Source organism: Bacteroides caecigallinarum (genome assembly GCF_021530995.1).
In the GTDB taxonomy this organism is placed as follows: domain Bacteria; phylum Bacteroidota; class Bacteroidia; order Bacteroidales; family Bacteroidaceae; genus Phocaeicola; species Phocaeicola faecigallinarum.
Genome location: NZ_JADYTF010000037.1, coordinates 1 through 21080, shown reverse-complemented (window position 1 = coordinate 21080; position 21080 = coordinate 1). Strand labels below are relative to the sequence as shown.

15 protein-coding genes are annotated in these 21080 nt (G+C 39.1%); 9 read left to right on the top strand and 6 right to left on the bottom strand.

Annotated features, from left to right (window positions below; genetic code table 11):
* Positions 1-59: 59 nt before the first annotated feature.
* Positions 60-872, bottom strand: coding sequence for a CPBP family intramembrane glutamic endopeptidase (locus I6E24_RS06975; RefSeq protein WP_235327364.1), 813 nt, complete (start codon positions 870-872; stop codon positions 60-62).
* A gap of 317 nt (positions 873-1189) precedes the next feature.
* On the opposite strand from I6E24_RS06975, the gene I6E24_RS06970 reads away from it, so the two are divergent.
* Together I6E24_RS06970 and I6E24_RS06965 are read left to right on the top strand one after the other, a co-directional pair.
* Positions 1190-1696: a flavin reductase family protein gene (locus I6E24_RS06970; RefSeq protein ID WP_235327362.1), complete on the top strand. Its 507-nt coding sequence runs from the start codon at positions 1190-1192 to the stop codon at positions 1694-1696.
* Between the two features lie 26 nt (positions 1697-1722).
* Positions 1723-1950: a hypothetical protein gene (locus tag I6E24_RS06965; RefSeq protein WP_317218728.1), complete on the top strand. Its 228-nt coding sequence runs from the start codon at positions 1723-1725 to the stop codon at positions 1948-1950.
* Between the two features lie 117 nt (positions 1951-2067).
* On the opposite strand, the gene I6E24_RS06960 is transcribed toward I6E24_RS06965, so the two are convergent.
* Together I6E24_RS06960 and I6E24_RS06955 are read right to left on the bottom strand one after the other, a co-directional pair.
* A complete protein-coding gene (locus tag I6E24_RS06960) occupies positions 2068-2847 on the bottom strand; it encodes a radical SAM protein (protein ID WP_235327360.1) in 780 nt (259 codons plus the stop codon).
* Positions 2848-2919: 72 nt separating this feature from the next.
* A complete protein-coding gene (locus I6E24_RS06955; protein WP_394800372.1) occupies positions 2920-4968 on the bottom strand; it encodes a helix-hairpin-helix domain-containing protein in 2049 nt (682 codons plus the stop codon).
* Between the two features lie 108 nt (positions 4969-5076).
* Between I6E24_RS06955 and I6E24_RS06950 the strand changes: the two genes are divergently transcribed.
* Positions 5077-5643 (top strand): DUF4294 domain-containing protein, encoded by a 567-nt coding sequence (locus I6E24_RS06950; RefSeq protein WP_235327356.1) that lies wholly within the window; start codon positions 5077-5079, stop codon positions 5641-5643.
* Between the two features lie 74 nt (positions 5644-5717).
* Here the strand turns inward: I6E24_RS06950 and I6E24_RS06945 are convergent, their stop codons facing one another.
* Positions 5718-6263: an RNA methyltransferase gene (locus I6E24_RS06945; RefSeq protein ID WP_235327372.1), complete on the bottom strand. Its 546-nt coding sequence runs from the start codon at positions 6261-6263 to the stop codon at positions 5718-5720.
* A gap of 464 nt (positions 6264-6727) precedes the next feature.
* Between I6E24_RS06945 and nadA the strand changes: the two genes are divergently transcribed.
* The 4 genes from nadA (at position 6728) to I6E24_RS06925 (ending at position 13017) form a co-directional block, all read left to right on the top strand.
* Positions 6728-7717: a quinolinate synthase NadA gene (gene nadA, locus I6E24_RS06940; protein ID WP_235327354.1), complete on the top strand. Its 990-nt coding sequence runs from the start codon at positions 6728-6730 to the stop codon at positions 7715-7717.
* A gap of 451 nt (positions 7718-8168) precedes the next feature.
* Positions 8169-9485 carry an alpha-L-fucosidase gene (locus I6E24_RS06935; RefSeq protein WP_394800371.1) on the top strand — a complete coding sequence of 439 codons (1317 nt, stop codon included), beginning with the start codon at positions 8169-8171 and terminating at the stop codon, positions 9483-9485.
* 11 nt (positions 9486-9496) lie between these two features.
* Entirely contained in the window at positions 9497-11899 is a 2403-nt protein-coding gene (locus tag I6E24_RS06930) for a glycoside hydrolase family 3 N-terminal domain-containing protein (protein WP_235327352.1), read from the top strand.
* Positions 11900-12024: 125 nt separating this feature from the next.
* Positions 12025-13017 (top strand): M28 family metallopeptidase, encoded by a 993-nt coding sequence (locus I6E24_RS06925; RefSeq protein WP_235327368.1) that lies wholly within the window; start codon positions 12025-12027, stop codon positions 13015-13017.
* Between the two features lie 113 nt (positions 13018-13130).
* Here the strand turns inward: I6E24_RS06925 and I6E24_RS06920 are convergent, their stop codons facing one another.
* The gene (locus I6E24_RS06920) at positions 13131-15317 is read right to left on the bottom strand and encodes an alpha-galactosidase (protein ID WP_235327350.1); all 2187 of its coding nucleotides are present in this window, start codon (positions 15315-15317) and stop codon (positions 13131-13133) included.
* A 26-nt stretch (positions 15318-15343) separates the two neighbouring features.
* Positions 15344-17605 carry an outer membrane beta-barrel protein gene (locus I6E24_RS06915; protein ID WP_235327348.1) on the bottom strand — a complete coding sequence of 754 codons (2262 nt, stop codon included), beginning with the start codon at positions 17603-17605 and terminating at the stop codon, positions 15344-15346.
* 263 nt (positions 17606-17868) lie between these two features.
* Between I6E24_RS06915 and I6E24_RS06910 the strand changes: the two genes are divergently transcribed.
* Positions 17869-19476: a DUF6377 domain-containing protein gene (locus I6E24_RS06910; RefSeq protein WP_235327346.1), complete on the top strand. Its 1608-nt coding sequence runs from the start codon at positions 17869-17871 to the stop codon at positions 19474-19476.
* Between the two features lie 103 nt (positions 19477-19579).
* Entirely contained in the window at positions 19580-20947 is a 1368-nt protein-coding gene (locus tag I6E24_RS06905; RefSeq protein ID WP_235327344.1) for an alanine/glycine:cation symporter family protein, read from the top strand.
* Positions 20948-21080: the final 133 nt, after the last annotated feature.

Sequence of the window (21080 nt, the reverse complement as noted above, 5' to 3'; positions counted from 1 at the left end):
ATATTATTTGATATATTTTTATTGTCGCGCAAAGATACTCCAAAATCCACGAATATCATTTATGCCTGCAAGTTATTTTCTTCGTTCCACTGCACCGGTTCTTTCACTATCTTCTTTCTGATAATGAAAATGCAGACCACAGTAAGAACGATTCCGGACACAGCCAAAGCCAGAGCTCCATTCTCGCCGAGCGATGAAATCATAGTTGCATTCGGGTCGCCGGACAAGGCATAAAGCAGCACGGAACTGCCGTTATTGATAAAGTGCATCAATATTCCCGGAATAAGACTTCCGGTGAGATAATACATCCACCCAAGAGACATTCCGACTACGAATGCAAAAGGTATCTGAGCAGGATTGCCATGCACCACACCGAATATCAGCGATGATACTACTATACCAAGATATGGCATTTTCCACTTGCGCATGAGATGTCCCTGTATGGCACCGCGGAACAGCAGCTCTTCCACCAATGGAGCCATCACTACTATGGATATTATTCCCAACGGATTGTTCATCATCTGCTCGAACACATCTTTCATATTGTCAGGCAGTCCGGCAAGTTCACTGAAATAATTGGTCCACAAGCCCATAACTACAATAAACACAGCAGAAGCTATCAATATACTCCATTTATTAGGGATTTTCAATTTGAAAACATCAACAGATACATATTTTCCTAGAATCACATGAAGACCTATAGACAAGGTAGAAAGAAATTGTGCCCACATAATGACAGACATATATTCACTACCTGACACGTCCGGCATTTCCATAACCCCGTTCTTCAGCATATACACTCCGACAAGCACCCAGAAGAACGCCAGCTGATAGGCAAAATACAGCAATAGTAATTTTATTGTACGTCCCATAAAAATCTGATTTTATTTCACTACAAAAATATACTGTTTGACGTAATAAACCAAGTATAATGGTCAAGTTAGGAAAATTCCTAACAAGACAACTACTATATTTTGGGTGTCGACCATCGTCAGCAATGCTTCCCACTATAGTCGGCAATGCTGCTGACGATGGTCAGCAATGCTGTCCACGATTGTCGGCATCTAAAAATTATACCGAGAGTTATTACTATTTACAGAAATATCTGCCATCCGTTTTTCTTATTATACATTTGTCTTTCCGCCAGTATTTAGCTATTTTTGCCAAACACAAATTATTAATATAGAATATGAAAGAAATAAACGTATCACAATTGGCAGACAATATGATTGAAGCCATCGGAAAAGAATGGATGCTTGTAACTGCAGGTACACAGAATAAATTCAACACTATGACAGCGTCTTGGGGTGGTACCGGAGTGTTATGGGGAAAAACAGTTGCATTTATTTTCATACGTCCCGAACGCTATACATATGAATATATAGAAAAATGTGACACTCTTACATTGTCGTTCCTAGGCGAAGAAAACAAGGCTATACATAAGGTATGCGGCTCAAAATCAGGACGAAACACAGACAAAATAGCAGAAACAGGTCTGATACCTGTTTCAACAGAAAACGGAAACATCACATTCAGTCAGTCGCGTCTGACACTGGAATGCAGAAAGCTTTATGAAGATGATATAAAGCCGGAAAATTTCATAGATAAATCACTTGACGGCAAATGGTATGGCGAAGGACATGGAAATTACCACAAGATGATTATACTCGAAATAGAACATATCTGGAGCAAATAAAATTATCAAAACTTGAGAACAATCAGATGATTCCTGAAAGACTTATTTACTGTCCGTATTGCGGTTCGAAAAATATCAAATTCGAGTTAAGAAAGAAACATAGGCTACGTGCTATAATTTCTACAGTTATTGCTATGCTTGCAGCAGCTCCTCCCGGAACAGAACACTGGGAATATATCTGTAAGGACTGTGGAAAAACGTTTGACAAGCCTGTAGGAAAAAGCAGTGTTTCTACTGAAAACGACAAAATATAGATATATAATAACAGCTGTTTAAACACTGTTTTAATAGCATTTGAATAGTGTTTAAACAGCTGTTAATATTATATCATTTCGGTTATATTCCGTATCAACTACAGAAAGTACCATTTATCAATACGAAGCACTAGCCTTTATTCCTGCATCTTCAAGCAGATGTAATATTCTGTCCAATTCCTCATGAGTGGCTTTCTGAAGATGAGTGTCAGGTGTCTCACGATCGATGGTATAAATCATTACCTGACGAGGAGCAATCTGCTTAACAGTTTCAAGCCACGGAAGCACATAATCATCGTGTGTATTATCGATATCAACACCTTCGTCAGTAGTTCCTTTCAGGAACATGGTCTGGATTATCAACTGACCGTTAAACGCTTTCATACAGTCGATTATGCGGTTTAGATCATAGTTTGCAACAGGTTTGTCAACAGTGTTTATATAGTCAATATTAACCGTATCAAGCTTCAGAATATTATTGTCAACTTTCATCAAGGCATTGAAAACTTCCGGCTTATGAATAAATGTTGAATTACTCAATACGCTTACTTTAGCCTGTGGAAAATACTTGTCCCTAAGTTCTATCGTATCATCTATTATTCCCGCAAAATGTGGATGAGCGGTAGGTTCACCGTTTCCGGCAAATGTCAATACATCAGGAAATGGTCCGTTTGCTTTCATGTCAATAAGCTTTGACTCGAGAGCAGCCTTTACCTCTTCACGTGTTGGAAGTTTCTGCTTCGGGCGATGGTCTTTATTATAACCGCACTCGCAATATATGCAGTCGAAAGAACAGAACTTACCGTCTGCAGGCAAAAGGTTAATTCCCAATGATACTCCAAGACGACGGCTGTGTATTGGCCCGAAGATAGGAGATGGATATATTATTGTTGACATAGTTTTGTTGGTTATATATTCATTAGTTATGTGCAAAAATAAGGAAAATATCAGTACGTTATCAACATGCGGCTACCATTTTATTCTCAACTGAAACTGTATATCTGCCTTGTTGTTTCCCTGTATTTCTTCTGTGCCCGAACTGATAATGTTCCTATCGGTATAGTGTGTCCATCCTAATTTAGCTTGAAGCATTAGGAATTTCCTGTAATTATACTGCAATTTCAAAGCTGCCCTTGTTCCTTTTCCATAAAACGAAGACATAGAAAAAGCATAAAGCAATCCAGGTTCATATAGATATACACGTGAGTTATAATCATCTGTTGAAAACCATGCACCGCTTACGGATACTTTTACAGGAAATGCTTCATGACCTAAATTGGCCGTTGTGGAAACCAGATAACCGTTTGTTGTTCCCTGTCCCCAATATCCAGTATTGGTATAATCAGCCAGAAATTTAACAGAGTTATTATCATTAAGTGAATAATTTACCTGATACCTTGCCCTATGACGAATATACGGCAAAACATACTTCTCTCCATCGTCTGCGGAATAGTTCTGAGCCTTGTTTTTCACACTATACTTTATCAACATAGATAGTGAATTACTATGTGAATAACTCAACTGACATACTCCTTCTATACCAGATGTTCCTGGCATATCAACACGATATCTTTTCCATGGAAAATAGAAGTAATCAACATAGCATAATAACTTTGTATTCCGTATAGCACTGGTTTCCAGTCCTAAATATACACCAGTCTCATTCTGTATCCTTGAATTCTCACCAAAGGAACTTGCATATATACTCTGATACCTCTTATCATAATACCTGTTGATAAGTGTTATATCAGTATCAACAGTCGGTGAATAACATACAGAATTGATTGTAGCGATTGCTCCCCCTTTATCAATTGCAGTTTCACCGGAAATCATAATCTTATTCAGGAAAAATTTATAGAATGCACCGGCATTGAAGAAATCTTTTCCGCGGGGATAATAATGATTGTAAGGCTGATAGTCAGGATTCAACACTTTATCAAAACAGTTATAAACAGCTGTTAATCCATATTCAACATTCTTTCCATTATATGTTAAGTTACTGCCAATCACATGATTATATATAGTATTTCTCTTTTCCATATCCTTATACAGCCTATGATATCCATCGGTTTTTAACGACCTTATTAACTGGTTTTCAACACGTGCATCCATGTTCCTGAATGAATAGAAAAGCGTAGCATCCCATCTTTTCGAAATCTTATAAGTTGCAGCTATCCCCTGCAGATAATTATATTCACCTGTAGAAGTATATTTCGATATTCCCTGCCCCGTACGTCTAAGCAATGAAGATGAAGTATATTTTCCCATACTGAAACCCATGTTCATAACAAGTCCGTATCCAAACGATGCTTTATAATTACCCAAAGCCAAAGACTTGAATCTACCAATATTCTGCAAATATAAATATGCAGAGTAAAAGTCATACCCCTTCCTGTTATATAGTCTGAAGAAAGGTTCACCAGGATCTTTTTCTGCTGTCAGTCCGAAATAAACCTGTTTGTTATACTCAAACCTGTAACGGACATTATTATAAAACGAACTACCATAGTATTTCTTGTTAGGACTACCAATAAGCACATTTTCAGGATAATCCGCATATCCAGCCTTCTGATTTAACGGGATATCAACACGTGTTGTTAATTCCTGTCGGTTATATTTCATCATACGTTTGAAACTGAACTGCTCTTCTTCCTCCTTTGCCGGACCTACATAAATGAAATATTCAAGAAACTTCCTTGTCTGCCAATCCATTCCCACAACCCCCAACAACTCATTTTTACTTACCACAGGGCCATACTTATAAACATAATAAAGTATGTTTTCAATCATCTTATCCGAAAGGAAAGGCAATTGCTCAAGCTGTTCTTTTGTCAAGGTGTTAAAATTGAACGGATTTTCAACTATTTCAGACAGTTCTTCATATTGTTCAAACCATGCTGCAATATTTTCATCATCAATTGACATTTCCTGCCAATCAATAATGTCCGATTGTGAATATAAACAAGTTATAAAACAACAACTCACTGAAATATAAATAATTAGCCTATTCATCCACATATTGTTTATTACTTTATCAACAATAAAATTAGTAATTTTATCGATAATATTATAGTTTTTATTTCTATTTTTGCATCGATGAGTAAATACACATACATATTAATTATTATGTGCTTTTTAACAATACAAGATTTTAAGGCACAAGATACTTCCCAACACAAAGGATATATGGTAAAGGTTTGTGTATATGAAGGAGATACGATACCATATATAACTCTGCGCAATGTGTATGTATATCCGAAAATGAAATTCAAGAATAAAAAACAGGAAAAATATTATTATCGTCTGGTAAGAGACGTAAAGAAAACACTACCTATAGCCAAGGAAATTAGAAATATTGTAATAGAGACATACGAATATCTAGAAACTCTTCCTGACGAAAAAGCTAAAGATAAACATATCAAGGCTGTAGAGAAAGGATTAAAAGAACAATATACCCCAAGAATGAAGAAATTGACATTCTCACAGGGTAAATTGTTGATAAAGTTAGTAAACCGTGAATGTAACCAGTCATCATATCAACTTGTAAAAGCTTTCATGGGACCTTTCAAAGCAGGATTCTATCAGACATTCGCAGCACTGTTCGGTGCAAGCCTCAAAAAAGAATACAGACCGGAAGACGAAGACGAGATGGTAGAACGTGTTATTACACTTGTTGAAAACGGACAGCTATAAAACATTTATCCACAATATAAACACATGATTTACAAATGTTTATATTGTGGATAATTACTTTATTAATAATGTTATCAACAGTTATTTCTAAACTCAATCAGCTTATTTGCAAACTCCCATAACACAATTCCTGCAGTTACAGATACATTCAATGAATGTTTTGTACCATACTGAGGTATCTCAATACATCCGTCACACATGTCAACAACCTCCTGTTTTACTCCCTTCACCTCATTTCCCATTACTATGGCATATTTCTTGTCCCTATCCAGAACCATATCACCAAGCATAGTACTACCTTCGCACTGTTCTATCGACAATACTGTATATCCAACCTCATGCAACTCATTTACAGCATCTTGTGTGTTCTGACAATACTTCCAATCAACGGTATTTTCTGCTCCCAAAGCTGTCTTGTGCATCTCTGCATTAGGAGGAGTGGCTGTAATTCCGCAAAGATATATCCTGTTGACAAGAAAAGCATCCGAAGTACGGAATACAGCACCAATATTGTGCAGACTTCTCACTTCATCAAGTACCACAACCAGAGGAAGCTTGTCCGCTTCCTTGAATTCTTCCACCGTCAGACGGTTCATTTCCGTTATTTTAAGCTTTCTTATTTCAGACATACCTATTTATTTACAATTACTGTCCGCAAAGATAAAAACAATATTAATAACCCTGTTGAAATCTGTTGAAAAGGTGTAGAAAACGTGAGAATAGAATTTTAAAACTATTTCTTGCATTTATGAATCAAACATTTATAAGAATCCGGAAACCAACAATCCAAAAAACTTACCGGAAAGTTTCCTAAACAATTTGAACACAATTTTGATAAGAAATGAATAGTTGATAAACAGAAAGTTTTTAACTTTGCACAATATCAACAAAATGTTAATATACTGACTAAGTACTGAATTATCAGCACTTAACGCTGTTGAATCGTTATTGATACAGTAAGCACATATATTAATAACTTAAAAAGCAAGAAATACAGTATTATTTTTGCTAACACAATCAACAGCCTATTAATAGCATCATAGGATTTCTTTTAAAAAGAAGAAAAAATAAAATATTTATAGTTATGAAAGAAGAATGGTTGAAAAAGGGTTATGTGGATGAACCCGTAGATAAGACACTGAACTTGAAAGCCGAGATAGATAAGCTCCGTAAGGAAAAGAATGCTGTGATACTAGGGCACTTCTACCAGGCGGACGAAATACAGGAAATTGCCGATTTCATTGGCGATAGCCTTGCGCTTGCCCAGTGGGCGGCAAAGACCGATGCCGAGATAATAGTGATGTGCGGTGTCCACTTCATGGGAGAAACTGCGAAGATACTGTGTCCCGACAAGAAAGTTCTCATACCGGATTTCAACGCAGGCTGTTCGTTAGCCGACAGTTGTCCTGCAGACAAGTTTGCCGAGTTCGTTAAGCAGCACCCTGACCACACCGTAATTTCTTACGTCAACACAAGTGCGGCAGTCAAAGCTGTAACAGACGTTGTGGTTACATCTACCAATGCCAAGCAGATAGTGGAAAGTTTCCCTGCCGATCAGCCGATAATCTTCGGTCCGGACAAGAACCTTGGAAACTACATAAATTCCGTTACAGGCAGAAATATGCTTCTTTGGGACGGAGCATGCCATGTGCACGAAAAATTCTCTGTAGAAAAGATTATAGAACTTAAAAAGCAGTATCCTGATGCCGACGTGCTGGTACATCCTGAGTGTAAGGGAGCTGTTGCCAAGCTGGCAGACAAGATAGGTTCTACAGCAGGACTGCTGAAACATGCGATGAACAGCGACAAGAAAGACTTCATAGTAGCTACAGAAAGCGGAATACTTTTCGAGATGCGACGCAAATGTCCGGAAAAGAACTTTATTCCTGCACCACCTGAGGACAGCACTTGTGCTTGCAATGAATGTAACTTCATGCGTCTGAACACTCTGGAGAAACTCTATAATACATTAAAATACGAATGGCCTGAGGTTATAGTAGACGAAGCAATAGCAAAAGAAGCCATCAAACCTATAAAGCGTATGCTTGATATATCAGCAAACCTTGGATTGTAAAATTTGTATTTTAACAATTAACATAAATGCTCCATATTGTTAACAAACGTGGAGCATTTTCTTTATTTATTAAACTATGTTATAAAACATGGATTTTTGGCTTAAAAACTTGCATATTACCGGAAAGTCCGTACCTTTGTACTGTGTTTTTCATAGTATTAGATTTTAAGGTTAACAAAGGTTGGAGTACAGCGGTACTCCTTTTTTTATGTCCATACGTTTCGTAGTATATTATTCAGATTTTTCTTTTTGATACATTGTAAAAAATGACAGCTCATTTTGATCAGAACGACAGTTCATTTCAAATAAAATGACAGTTCATTCTTTAAACAACAATTATACACATGATTTATTTTAATTCGAAATAATAATTCTATATATATTTGTATATTTGTCGATACAATAACTGATAGTAATAAATTAAGACAAATAACCTTTTAGTCGTATAATTATGAAATCATTAAAACTTAAAACTTTGGCTTTTATAGCCCTAAATAGCATTGCCGTATCAATGCCGGTTTTTTCACAATCATCTTATGTTCCTTCAGAGAGTAATCTGCAGGCCCGTAAAGAATTTAGCGACAGTAAATTTGGAGTATTCATTCATTGGGGTATTTACAGTATGTTTGGTCAGGGTGAATGGTATATGACTAATGCAGGTATCGACTGTAATGAATATGCCAAGGCAGCCTCAGGTTTTTATCCTATACGCTTTGATGCAAAGGAATGGGTTTCTGCCATAAAGGAAGCCGGTGCAAAATATATTTGTTTTACAACCAGGCATCATGACGGATTTTCCATGTTCGACACAAAATATTCAGATTATAATATTGTAGATGCTACTCCTTTCAAACGTGATGTTGTTAAGGAACTGGCAGAGGAATGTAAGAAACAAGGGATAAAACTCCATCTTTATTATTCACATCTTGACTGGACACGCGAGGATTATTACCCATACGGACGAACTGGAAGAAATACTGGTCGTACAAAACATGGAAACTGGAATGATTATTTTAATTTCATGAACAACCAGTTGACAGAGCTTTTGACCAATTATGGGCCTATAGGCGCAATTTGGTTTGATGGAATGTGGGATCAGCCGGATGATTTCGACTGGCGTCTTGACGAGCAGTATGCACTGATACATAAACTCCAGCCGGCATGTCTGATTGGAAACAATCATCACAAGAAACCTATAGAAGGTGAGGATTTCCAGATGTTCGAACGTGATTTACCAGGTGAGAACAAAGCAGGTCTGTCATCTGAATCAGAGATAGGACATCTTCCTCTCGAAACTTGCCAGACTATGAACGGAATGTGGGGATATAAGATTCAGGACCAGAATTATAAATCAGTATCCGAACTTGTCAGACTTCTTGTCAGTGCTGCAGGTAAGGGAGCAAATCTTCTGATGAATGTCGGTCCTCAGCCTAATGGTGAAATTCCTGCTGTAGCTTTGGAGCGTCTGAAAGGAATGGGTGAATGGCTTTCCAAATATGGCGAAACAGTTTATGGCACTACAAGAGGTGATGTTATGACAGCCGATTGGGGTACTACAACCAGAAAAGGAAATACATTATATGTACATATACTTACAGATAATATGCCTCAGTTTGTTACCTTGCCTTTGAAAGATAAAGTATTGAGTGCAGTGAATCTGAATACGGGTACCAAGGTTTCTTATGAAAAAATAAAAGGAGGAATAGTTCTGCATACAGACAATCTGGAGCTGGAAATTGACTGTATAGTCGAATTGAAGCTGAAATAATTATAACATCTATGAACAAATTCGTAAATCTATTATTAGGAGGCTTGCTGTTGGCTTTTCCTGCAGAAGCACAAAACAAAAATATCTATCACAAAGGTTGGATAGATTTCAACAAGAATGGTATAAAGGATATTTATGAGGATCCTTCACAGCCTGTTGAAAAAAGGGTTGAAAACCTGTTGCAACAGATGAACATCAATGAAAAGACATGTCATTTGGCAACACTATATGGCTATGGAAGAGTACTTAAAGACTCTCTTCCTACAGAAAACTGGAAAAATGAAATATGGAAGGATGGTATAGCCAATATAGACGAGATGCTGAATGGCGTTGGAGGAAAGTCGAAGTTGGTAGAACAGATGTTATATCCATTCAGTAATCATGCTGAAGCTATCAATAAAATCCAAAAATGGTTTGTAGAAGAAACAAGACTTGGTATTCCGGTTGATTTCAGTAATGAAGGTATCCACGGTCTTAATCATACCAAAGCTACTCCTTTGCCTGCTCCTATAGCAATAGGAAGTACATGGAATAAGGAACTTATATATAGAGCTGGAGAGATAGTGGGACAGGAGGCTAAGGCTTTGGGATATACTAATGTTTATGCTCCTATTCTGGATGTGGTTCGTGACCAAAGATGGGGACGAACTCTGGAATGTTACGGCGAAGATCCTTATCTTGTTGCATCATTGGGAATACAGATGGTTGATGGAATACAGTCGCAAGGAGTTGGTTCTACACTTAAACACTTTGCTGTATATAGTGTTCCAAAAGGTGGAAGAGACGGTAATTGCAGAACAGACCCGCATGTTTCTCCTAGAGAGATGCATCAGATACATTTATATCCTTTCAAGAAAGTAATCAAGGAAGCACATCCTATGGGAGTAATGAGCAGTTATAATGATTGGGACGGTGTGCCTGTAACTGCAAGCTATTATTTCCTTACTGAACTATTGAGGGAAGAATATGGTTTCGACGGATATGTAGTGAGCGACAGCGAGGCTGTAGAGTATGTTCATACGAAACATCGTGTGGCAGAAACATACGATGAGGCTGTACGTCAGGTTCTTGAAGCCGGATTAAACGTCAGAACCCATTTCACTCCGCCTTCTGATTTTATTAAGCCTATACGCCGTCTTATTGAAGAAAAGAAAATATCTATGGCTACTATAGACAAGCGTGTGGCTGAAGTGCTGAGTGTTAAATTCCGTCTCGGACTTTTTGACCATCCTTATGTTGAGAAAATTAAGGAATCAGATAAAGTAGGAGGGGTAGACCGTAATATAGATTTCGTAAAACAGATACAGCAACAGTCTTTGGTTCTTCTTAAAAATGACGGAAATCTTTTACCTCTTGACAAGAACAAGATAAAGAAAGTGCTTGTAACAGGTCCACTTGCCGATGAAAGTAATTTTATGGAAAGCCGTTATGGTCCTAACAGACTGGAGAAAGTTACAGTACTGAAAGGTTTGCGTAACTACCTAAAAGGTATTGCGGAAGTGGATTATGCCAAAGGATGTGATGTTATAAATAAAGGATGGCCTTCTACTGAGATATTGCCAGAAGCTCTTACTGATTCAGAAAAGGCTGGTATTCAGGAAGCTATTGATAAAGCAAAAGATTCAGATGTAATTATTGCAGTGCTGGGACAGGATGAATGGAGAACAGGTGAGAGCCGTTCGCGTACTTCACTGGATCTTCCTGGTCGTCAACAGGAATTGCTCGTGGCCTTGCATGCAACAGGAAAGCCTGTAGTATTGGTATTAATAAACGGACAGCCACTTACTATCAACTGGGCTGATAAACATATACCTTCGATTCTTGAAACATGGTTTCCAAGTTGTCAGGGGGGAACTGTAATTGCGGAAACACTGTTTGGAAATCATAATCCAGGTGGAAAACTGACTGTTACTTTCCCTAAGTCTATAGGTCAGATAGAATTGAATTTTCCTTTCAAACCAGGTTCACACGGAACTCAGCCACAATCAGGTCCTAATGGTTCTGGCTCTACGCGTGTACTGGGTGAGCTTTATCCATTTGGTCATGGACTCAGCTATACAAGTTTCAAGTATTCCGATATGACGGTAACTCCACTTGAGCAGGCTACTCAGGGAAATTATACCATAACTTTTAATATCACCAATACTGGGAAACGTCAGGGAGATGAAATCGTTCAGCTTTATGTGCGCGACAAGTATAGTAGTGTCGTTGCATACGATTCTGTTTTGCGTGGTTTCGAACGTGTTTCTTTAAATCCTGGCGAAACAAAACAGGTTACGTTTGAACTTACTCCTGAGGATTTACAGTTACTTGACCGTAATATGCGATGGACAGTCGAACCCGGTGAGTTTGAGTTTATGATAGGTGCTTCAAGTAAAGATATAAAATTAAGAAAGACAGTAAAGGCTTTATGATGAAGATGGATTAAATTTTTATTTTTCTCGAGGATTATACACTTTATATGAAGTATGTTATTTATCTTTGGAATGTAATCAGTATTTTTCCTTTAACTATGAAAAAAATAATAATTTCCATCCTCATGATGTGTGGCGTTTTTCAGAATGGAACGTCTTTCGTTTGTGCACAGACTGCTATTGAAAAAGGTCTGAATAGTATTAACCGTGTTTCTGCTGAGACTATAATAGGTTTTCTGGCAGATGATGAATTGCAAGGTCGTGAAGCCGGAACGATATATTCACGTATTGCGGCACACTATCTGGCTGCCAGTCTTAAGGAGGCTGGTATCAGTCCTCTTTATGGTGATAGTTATTTTCAACCTTTTGAGGCTTATGCGAAAGAAAGACAACAGAAAGGGGCACGTTGGCAAGTACATCCTGATTCTATAAATGTTTTTAAGAAGGGAACGTATCGTGTACTTAATATGGCTAATGTATTAGGTATCATTCCTGGAGAGAGAACGGATGAATATGTTATCGTTGGTGCACATTTCGACCATTTGGGAGTTGATGAGACTCTTGCCAATGACCAAATTTATAATGGAGCAGATGATAATGCTTCAGGAGTATCAGCTGTCCTTCAGATAGCACGTGCCTTTAAGGCTAGTGGTAAGAAACCTATGCGAAATGTTATAATTGCCTTTTGGGATGGTGAAGAGAAAGGATTGCTGGGTTCACGTTATTTTGCCCAAAGTTGCGATTTTATCGGAAAAATCAAAGGATATTTGAATTTTGATATGATTGGACGTAACAACAAACCTGATTATCCTAATCATGTGGTTTACTTTTATACTGCTTCACATCCGGCTTTTGGTCAGTGGCTTAAAGATGATATAACTCGCTATGGTCTCCGTTTGGAGCCTGATTATCGTCCATGGGATCGTCCGGTAGGTGGCAGTGATAATGCGTCTTTTGCAGTACATGATATTCCTATCATCTGGTATCATACGGACGGACATCCTGACTATCATCAACCTTCGGATCATGCAGACCGTCTGAATTGGGAAAAGGTTGTGGATATTACCAAAGCCTCGTTTCTTAATGTATGGAATTTGGCAAATGAAACCGATTATTAATGTAGTATAAAGCTGAACTTAAAAGTTCTTATAAATAAGTATAGGCTGTCTCAAATATTTGAGGCAGCCTATTTTAACTAATGAGAAATTTAGTCTAGTATTTAGTTTTTGTGTTATTCTGCTGTAATCTCAATTACGTGGCTCTGAGTATGAGCGAAGCCGAAGACTTCGAGTCCTACTTTCATCAGATAATCACCTGAATAAACCTTGCCGTTTGACTTGAATGTTGATTCTGTTCCAGGCATAAGGTTGATTTCTTTCACTTTATACATCTTGTTTGCGTCAAGTCCCTGAAGTTTCACATTCATCAGTTTTTCCTGATAGCGTGGGTGGATATCGTATGCGAACAATACTGCCTTGTTCTGGTCTTTGCTAACATAGTTCACAGCCATGTGGTTTGATTTGTATGGTGAAACCAGACGGTACTGGTCGCCGTCCATGATTGCTGGATTCAGTCTCTTCCAGTTGCTAACGGCAGTCTGGCAGTATTCCAGTTCTTCAGCACTCATTTCCTTAAGACCTATGTCGAAACCGAGCTTGCACATTGAAGCTACGTCTGTACGGAATTTCACTGAAGTGTTCTTGTTCCAGCTTGTAACGTGTGCACACATGGCTTTTGCAGGGAAGAACTGTGAGAATCCCCACTGAATGTAGATACGTTCTATAGGGTCTGTGTTGTCGCTGCACCAGAATTCAGTGAAATATTTCAGTGCTTCGTAGTCGCAACGTGCGCCACCACCTGAGCAAAGCATCATAGGAACGTTAGGATAGTTTTCGTTCACTCTCTTCATAACGTTATATACACCGCGTACATGGTCGATATACATGTTGCCCTGTTTGTTTTTCAGATATGGAGAGTAGATGTTTGTGATAGGGCTGTTGCAGTCCCATTTGAAGAATGCTATTTCAGGATTTTCCTTCATCAGGTTTTCCACTACACTGTATACGTAGTCCTGTACTTCAGGGTTGCTCAGGTCGAGAACAAGCTGGTTACGGTAGTAGTACATCTTTCTGTTTTCATCGTGGATGGCCCATTCAGGATGTTTCTCGAAGAGTTCGCTCTTAGGGTTTACCATTTCAGGTTCAATCCAGATACCGAATTTCACTCCGGCTTCTTTTGCCGCATCTACAAGTGCTGGAACACCACCAGGTAATTTGCTGTGAGTCACTTCCCAGTCGCCAAGTCCTGCTTTGTCATCTTTACGAGGATATTTGTTTGCAAACCATCCGTCGTCCAGAAGGAACATATCCACACCAAGGTGTTTTGCTTCTTTCATCAGTTCTGCAAGGATTTCCTGATTGAAGTTGAAACCTGTATTTTCCCAGTTGTTGAGCAATGTAAGTCTACTGCCTTTACCGTCTTTCAGACTGTAGTTTCTAGCCCAGTTGTGGAGGTTGCGACTACCTTCGGAAGTACCATTGCTACTCAGAGTAAAGATGAATTCAGGAGTAGTGAACACTTCGTTCTTAGGAAGTTCGTAGTTTGAAGCGTATGGGTTGATGGCAGGAATGACGCGAAGGTTGCCTACGTTATCAACTTCGAAAGTGAAACGGAAGTTACCTGTCCATCCCAGTGTTCCCATCAGTACATCACCCTGGTTTTCTGCTACTGGCTGGTCTAATCCTACTTCAAAGAATGGGTGTGTGTGCATAGCTGCACGGCTTCCCAGTTTTGTATCGATTACTTTCTTTCCGAACTGAAGCTGCTGGCTGCTCATCTGTGCTTCTTTTGCCCAGTCGCTGCTGAATTCAGTCAGATAGTATGATGTGCGGTTGAAATAGAGCATTGTCGAAGCATATGTAGAAAGAATGATAGGTTTCTTTTCCTGATGCTTGATTTCACTCCATGTCTTGATTACGTTTTCTTCAGGATATGCCACATAGTGGAGAGTTACATCTACAGGATATTTGTCGTCGCGCAGATTGATAGTGGTCTGTGTTCCGCCTTCCACTTCTTTAGTAGACGAAGATACATAATATAAATATGTAGATGTCTTACCGTCGTTGTGGGTGATTGCTATTGCCGGTTCATAATACTCTTCGTTGCCCGAGCCGCTGTACACTTCCCATCCGCGCTGGCTTACGCTGCCGTCTGAACCGGCATGTATATCCCACTGGAAGTTGTTTACGTCTTCTTCGTGAAGAAGTTTCTCACCAAGATATGTCTGATACAGACGTCCGTTGTCTCCTACCTGGAGGATAAGGTCTGTCTGGTTTGTTGATATACGGAATACTTTGTTTTCCGCATTTGCCTGAAATGCTGCACATACCAGTGCACTTGCGATAATTAACTTTTTCATGGTTATAATATTGTGGGTTTATGATTTTAAAATTTTATACTTGCGCTGAATTCTACTGTGAACGGACGGAGATAAGTACCACTCATGTAGCATCCTGCATATTTTGAAGCTTCGTCTTTGGTGATAAGCTCCGAACCGTTGATTGTTCCTTTGGCTCCTTTCTGGTTCAGGAAGTTTACTACAGTCACTCCGAGGTCAAAGTTCTTGTTTACAGTCCAGTTGATACCTCCGAATGTTTCCCAGCGTCCGTTGAAGTAAAGAGCTTCCTGAAGGTTGGCGTATGTTTTTCCAAAGTAACGGAAACTTAACCACAAACGCAAGTCTTTTGTTATGTTATAGCTTGGGTCCAATTCGACAAGTACCTGAGGGATTTCCTTTACAATCATGTTGTTGGCATTTACTCCCATCTGTGAGCCATCGCTGAATGTTACGCTTGCATTATAGTTCTTGTATACAGGCTTCTGATAAGTGAACAGTGCGTGCAGGTGGAAACCTTTGAATGGATCTATTTCTGCCGATGTTGTCCATCCCAGTGTCTGTATATCATATATAAGGAGTACAGTCTTTCCTTCGCTTGTTCCCGGTTTGGTCAGATTCTGCTGGTCGATGTTGTTCGATTTAGCTATATATGTAACCATCGAAGTAAGGTCAAGCCAGCTGTTCTTGTAGAACAATCCTCCACGCACCAGTGGTATGGTTACTCTGTTATATTGTTCTTCTGTTGGACCTGTTCCTGCATATTCGTTTATTCTTGGGAATCGTGTAGCTATTGTACCGTCGGCTGTAAGTCCGAATCCTTTGATCATGTTGTATGTCACTCTTGCTGTAGCTGCATAGTTCAGTTTGTCTTTAGTTACGTTTGCAGGAGTGATTACTGTTCCGTCAGGAGCTGTATCGCCGATATAGAAGCCTGAATAACGTGGGTGTGAAATCTGGTCGGCCGACATTCTGTAGTATTCCAGACGTCCACCGTAGAACAGGTTTAGTTTAGGATTGATCTGCCAGTCGTCTGTGAAATACAAAGCCAGTTTGTTTTCATATCCTTTTGTATATTCAGGGCTAAGTTCGTTGAATCCGCGGAAACGGCTGCCGTCGGCTGCGGTAAGTATTTCAGGATATTCCTGGACTGTAGCAGTCCACTGCATTGATGATGAGTGATAGTCTAGATGATAGTACCATTCGTTCAGACCGAGATTCATTCTGTGGTTTCCGAATGTCTTTTCAAGTTCTGTAGTAAGGAGTATATTTCTTACTTTACCTATATGAAGCCATGTGCGGCGTCCTTCTATAAGTCCGCTGTATGGAGTGCCGTCTGACAGTGTGTAGCCGTCTTCTTCGGTTACTTCACTTATTGTACTGCCACCGAAGTCTACATAGTTTGCTTCAGGTGCATTCATGTATTTGAAGTCGAGATTCCATTTCAGACCGTTGTCGAAAGTATAGTCTGTAAGTAATGTAACTTCGTGCGAACGGTTGTCTGCCATGTCTCTTAGGTTACATGTCTTCATTTTTCCGTCCATGATGTCCATATATTCGAATTCTCCGCTGGCAGGACCGTATGATGCCAGTCCCGGTTCAAAACCCGGTAACTCTTTTATAGAACCGTCACCCACATAAATGAATGGCGCTGAGTTGAGCTGGTTCAGTGAGTTTCTGCTGTATGCATATTTGTAGAGAAGGCTGATCTTGCCTTTGTTGTCGTTGAACAGTCTGGTCAGACCTGCACGGTAGATCTGTGTGCGGTCGGCATATTCGTCGAACTTAACCTTGAATGTTCCCGGGTCGAATGTCTGATACATTGTACCTGAGTATCTCCATTTGTCTCCTATACCGCCTGTAACGTTCATGTCGAACTGCTGTAGTCCGAAATGATTGGAACGGTAGTTCACTATACCTTTGAACTTCTTATCACCTATTTTGCTGAATGAGTTTACTGAGTAAGCAATATTTCCTGTCTTGATAGCTGATTCCGATGGAGTCATCAATCCCACTTCGCCAAGGCTGGCATCGCTTCGCCAGTGGTACTGAAGTTTGTGTACTGCCGACGAATATACTGCAGGCAGTCCGTTTTCATATACATTTACATCTTCACTTGGAAGTCCTATCTGTATTTCACGAGGTTTGGTAGCATCGGCTGCATTGAGCATTACGTTTCTTTCGCTGCCATCAGCTTTTTTTGTAGATAGTGAATCCTGTTCAGAAATTCTGAAATCCGATTCATTTGCTTGCATTGTCATTGTTGGCAATATTGATGCAAGTGCCAAATAGGAAAAGATTTTCTTTTTCATGATAATTTGTTTAAGGATTAGATATAATGTAGTGTTAAAATTCACAGCAGTAGCTTGTATTTTTCTCATGTCGCAAATGTATTTATGTTTTTTTCATGTTCCTTGTTCAAGTAGATGTCAGGTAGATTGCAGGTAGTTACTACGTATATATAATTATCAGATAATTAATATTTTAGATATATATGATATATGGCTTAAAGTAGATTTTGATTTATTGGAAACTTTATTTATTTTTGTATTCAGCTCATCGATATATAGTAGTTATGAATAAATTTGCTTTGTTGTTTTTGCTTATGGTTGGTGTATCGTCTGTATTTGCTGCGGATGATACCGGAAAACTTTATGACGAGCTTGATGCCTTGCTTCTTAGAAGGGATGAGTTCTGCCGTGCAAAGGAGGCTTGTATTGACAGTATAAAAAACTTGAAAGATGGAGTGAATGGTTACTCCGGACTGTTCGGGCTTTATAATGATGTCTTTCTCGAATATTATACTTACAGGTCGGATTCAGCATTCTATTATCTGTCGCTTGCCGAAGAGATGGCGGTAAGATCGTCGGTGGAAAAATATATAGATATGTGTAAGATAAACCGTTCATTGCTTCTTGCTACTACCGGATATTTTTCTCAGTCGCTTGATGTGTTGAATGAGATAGACAGGGACCGGCTTGATACCTCTCTTATGTTTGATTATTATTCGGCATACGAATGGGTGTATAGTGTATGGAGTGAATATTCGGCCGACGATGCATTTGCAACTGATTTCAGAAACAAGGAAATGCTTTACAATGACTCAATGTTACAGGTTCTTGAGCCTACGTCAAAAGAGTTTATGTATTGGAGTGGCGAGTTGAACGCCAGAAAGGGAAATCAGTATGAGGCACAAAAGTTCTATGAAAAGGCTTTGGATGGTTTAAGAGTCGATACAAGGCTTTATGCGTGTGTTACATGTGGCCTGGCATTTGCTTATAAGAGACAGGGTAACATGAAGGATTATGAAAGATGTCTTATAATGTCTGCCATTTCGGATATAACATGCCCGCTAAAGGAGAATCTTTCAATGCAGGAGCTTGCTATGTTTCTGTATCAGAGTCCTGATCCGGATTTGGCTAGAGCGAACAGATATATCAATTATTCCATGGAAGATGCCGTGTTCTATAACAATAGGTTGAGGATGCTTGAGATAGCAAAGAAGTTTCCACCTATAGTGAACACATATCAGAATAAGTGGATTGAGAAGAACAGGATACTGGTCAGGTCTATTTATTTCATAAGTTTCTTGGGTATTCTGCTTGTGCTTGCCATGTTGTATATCTTCAGACAGCTGAAATTGTTGAGGGCTCAAAGATCCATTGTGACAGATATGAATATGCAGCTTAAAGAGCTTAACTCTGAATTGTTGAAAACAAACCGTACACGTGAGGAATATGTAAGCCTCTTTATAGAACTGTGCGCAGCATATATTGACAAATTGAACAAATACCAGGACTTGGTGAAGAGAAAGGTAAAGGCGAAACAGGTTGATGATTTGCTCAAGATTGCCAATAGCAGTAAAATGTCGGATAGTGATGCGCGACAATTCTTTGTCAATTTCGATACTGCGTTTCTTACACTTTATCCTAATTTCGTTTCCGAATTTAATAAGCTTCTGAGAGAGGGAGAAGAGATTGTTCCCGCAAAAGGAGAGATATTGAATACGGAACTAAGGATTTACGCTCTTGTCAGACTTGGTATAAAGGATAGTTCAAGGATTGCCACTTTGTTGTTCTATTCACCTCAAACCATTTATAATTATCGCACCATGGTGAAGAACAAGGCCAGAAACAGAGAAGAGTTTGAAGAGCAGGTGAAAAAGGTGTGTCCTATTGTTTAATATAGCTTATGTGTTATTTAAAAACTCTGTTTTGCTGTTTTTATTTTTGTATTTTGTTGGTTTTTCTATTTATTTGCTATTTTTGCACCAAAAATAATAGCAAATGGATTTATCGGCACTAGTAAAGTTTTTCAATGATTTCAGTTCGTTGGTTTGGGGATGGCCAATGATAATAATGCTTTTGGGTACACACTTGTTTCTGACTATAAGGTTAAGATTCCCTCAGTTGTATTTGTTCAAGGCTTTGAAACTGTCCTTCTCGAAAGAAGGGAATGCTGATGGTGATGTCAGTCAGTTCGGGGCGTTGGCCACATCGTTGGCTGCAACCATTGGTACGGGAAATATCATTGGAGTGGCAACGGCTGTCGCATTGGGAGGTCCGGGAGCTGTTTTCTGGTGCTGGCTTACCGGTGTGCTTGGTATGTCAACAAAATATGCCGAAGGTCTTCTGGCAGTGAAGTACAGGGTGAAAAATTCTTCCGGCGAAATGATAGGAGGGCCTATGTATGCGCTCGAAAAAGGACTTGGTATGAAATGGCTGGGTATATTGTTTTGTGTCTTTACGGCTTTAGCGGCTTTCGGTATAGGTAACACTGTTCAGGCTAATTCAATATCACTTCTGCTAAATGAGTCTTATAGTATTTCTCCACATATCAGTGGTCTGTGTATGAGTGTCCTGACAGCTCTTGTGGTGATTTTTGGTGTAAAGGGTATTGCAAAAGTTTGTACAGCTCTTGTTCCTTTTATGGCCATAATGTATGTGTTGGGATGTATTTATATTCTTTTTGTCAATCATGCTTATTTAGGTCAGGCTCTTAATCTTATATTCGAATCGGCATTTTCGGCAAGAGCTGCAGGTAGTGGTTTTGTTGGTACTACCGTTATGATGGCTGCCCGATATGGTATTGCCCGTGGTCTTTTTTCCAATGAGTCCGGACTGGGTTCGGCGCCTATTGTGGCTGCAGCTGCACAGACGCGCAATCCGGTAAGACAGGCTCTTGTTTCTTCTACTGGAACTTTCTGGGATACAGTGGTGATTTGTGCTCTTACGGGTTTGGTTCTTGTAAGCAGTATACTTGCCTATCCGGATATAGATCATACAAGTGATGCGGCTTTAACAAAGATGGCTTTTGCCAAGATTCCATACGTTGGAACACCTATTCTTTCGTTCGGTATAGTGACATTTGCTTTCAGTACAATTCTTGGATGGACTTATTACTCTCAGAAAGCAGTTGAATATCTTGGAGGACGAAAAGTAATGCTTGCCTACAGGATAGTATGGATAATCATGATTTATGTAGGTTCTGTCATTAATCTTTCTCTTGTATGGAGCTTTGCCGATATTGTAAATGCACTGATGGCAGTACCTAATCTTATTTCACTCTTGTTGTTGTCGGGAGTGATAGTCAAAGAAACAAGAAAGTATTTGTGGAATGATCGTCTGGATGATTACGATGATTCTATTTCTTGAATTTCCCAGGGCTGACGCATTACTTAATATCTTCATTTTGCCATGGTGCATCTAAAAGTTCAGCAAGAAACTCATCGCTCCATCCCGCCATTTTTCTTTTACCCTTAAGGCTTGATTTCCTCTTGTTATTTTT

Coding starts and splice junctions, on each gene's coding strand:
- I6E24_RS06960 (WP_235327360.1), bottom strand. CDS start 2,847: ATGTCAACAATAATATATCCATCTCCTATCTTCGGGCCAATACACAGC.
- I6E24_RS06970 (WP_235327362.1), top strand. CDS start 1,190: ATGAAAGAAATAAACGTATCACAATTGGCAGACAATATGATTGAAGCC.
- I6E24_RS06910 (WP_235327346.1), top strand. CDS start 17,869: ATGAATAAATTTGCTTTGTTGTTTTTGCTTATGGTTGGTGTATCGTCT.
- I6E24_RS06955 (WP_394800372.1), bottom strand. CDS start 4,968: ATGTGGATGAATAGGCTAATTATTTATATTTCAGTGAGTTGTTGTTTT.
- I6E24_RS06975 (WP_235327364.1), bottom strand. CDS start 872: ATGGGACGTACAATAAAATTACTATTGCTGTATTTTGCCTATCAGCTG.
- nadA (WP_235327354.1), top strand. CDS start 6,728: ATGAAAGAAGAATGGTTGAAAAAGGGTTATGTGGATGAACCCGTAGAT.
- I6E24_RS06935 (WP_394800371.1), top strand. CDS start 8,169: ATGAAATCATTAAAACTTAAAACTTTGGCTTTTATAGCCCTAAATAGC.
- I6E24_RS06950 (WP_235327356.1), top strand. CDS start 5,077: ATGTGCTTTTTAACAATACAAGATTTTAAGGCACAAGATACTTCCCAA.
- I6E24_RS06915 (WP_235327348.1), bottom strand. CDS start 17,605: ATGAAAAAGAAAATCTTTTCCTATTTGGCACTTGCATCAATATTGCCA.
- I6E24_RS06965 (WP_317218728.1), top strand. CDS start 1,723: ATGATTCCTGAAAGACTTATTTACTGTCCGTATTGCGGTTCGAAAAAT.
- I6E24_RS06930 (WP_235327352.1), top strand. CDS start 9,497: ATGAACAAATTCGTAAATCTATTATTAGGAGGCTTGCTGTTGGCTTTT.
- I6E24_RS06920 (WP_235327350.1), bottom strand. CDS start 15,317: ATGAAAAAGTTAATTATCGCAAGTGCACTGGTATGTGCAGCATTTCAG.
- I6E24_RS06925 (WP_235327368.1), top strand. CDS start 12,025: ATGATGTGTGGCGTTTTTCAGAATGGAACGTCTTTCGTTTGTGCACAG.
- I6E24_RS06905 (WP_235327344.1), top strand. CDS start 19,580: ATGGATTTATCGGCACTAGTAAAGTTTTTCAATGATTTCAGTTCGTTG.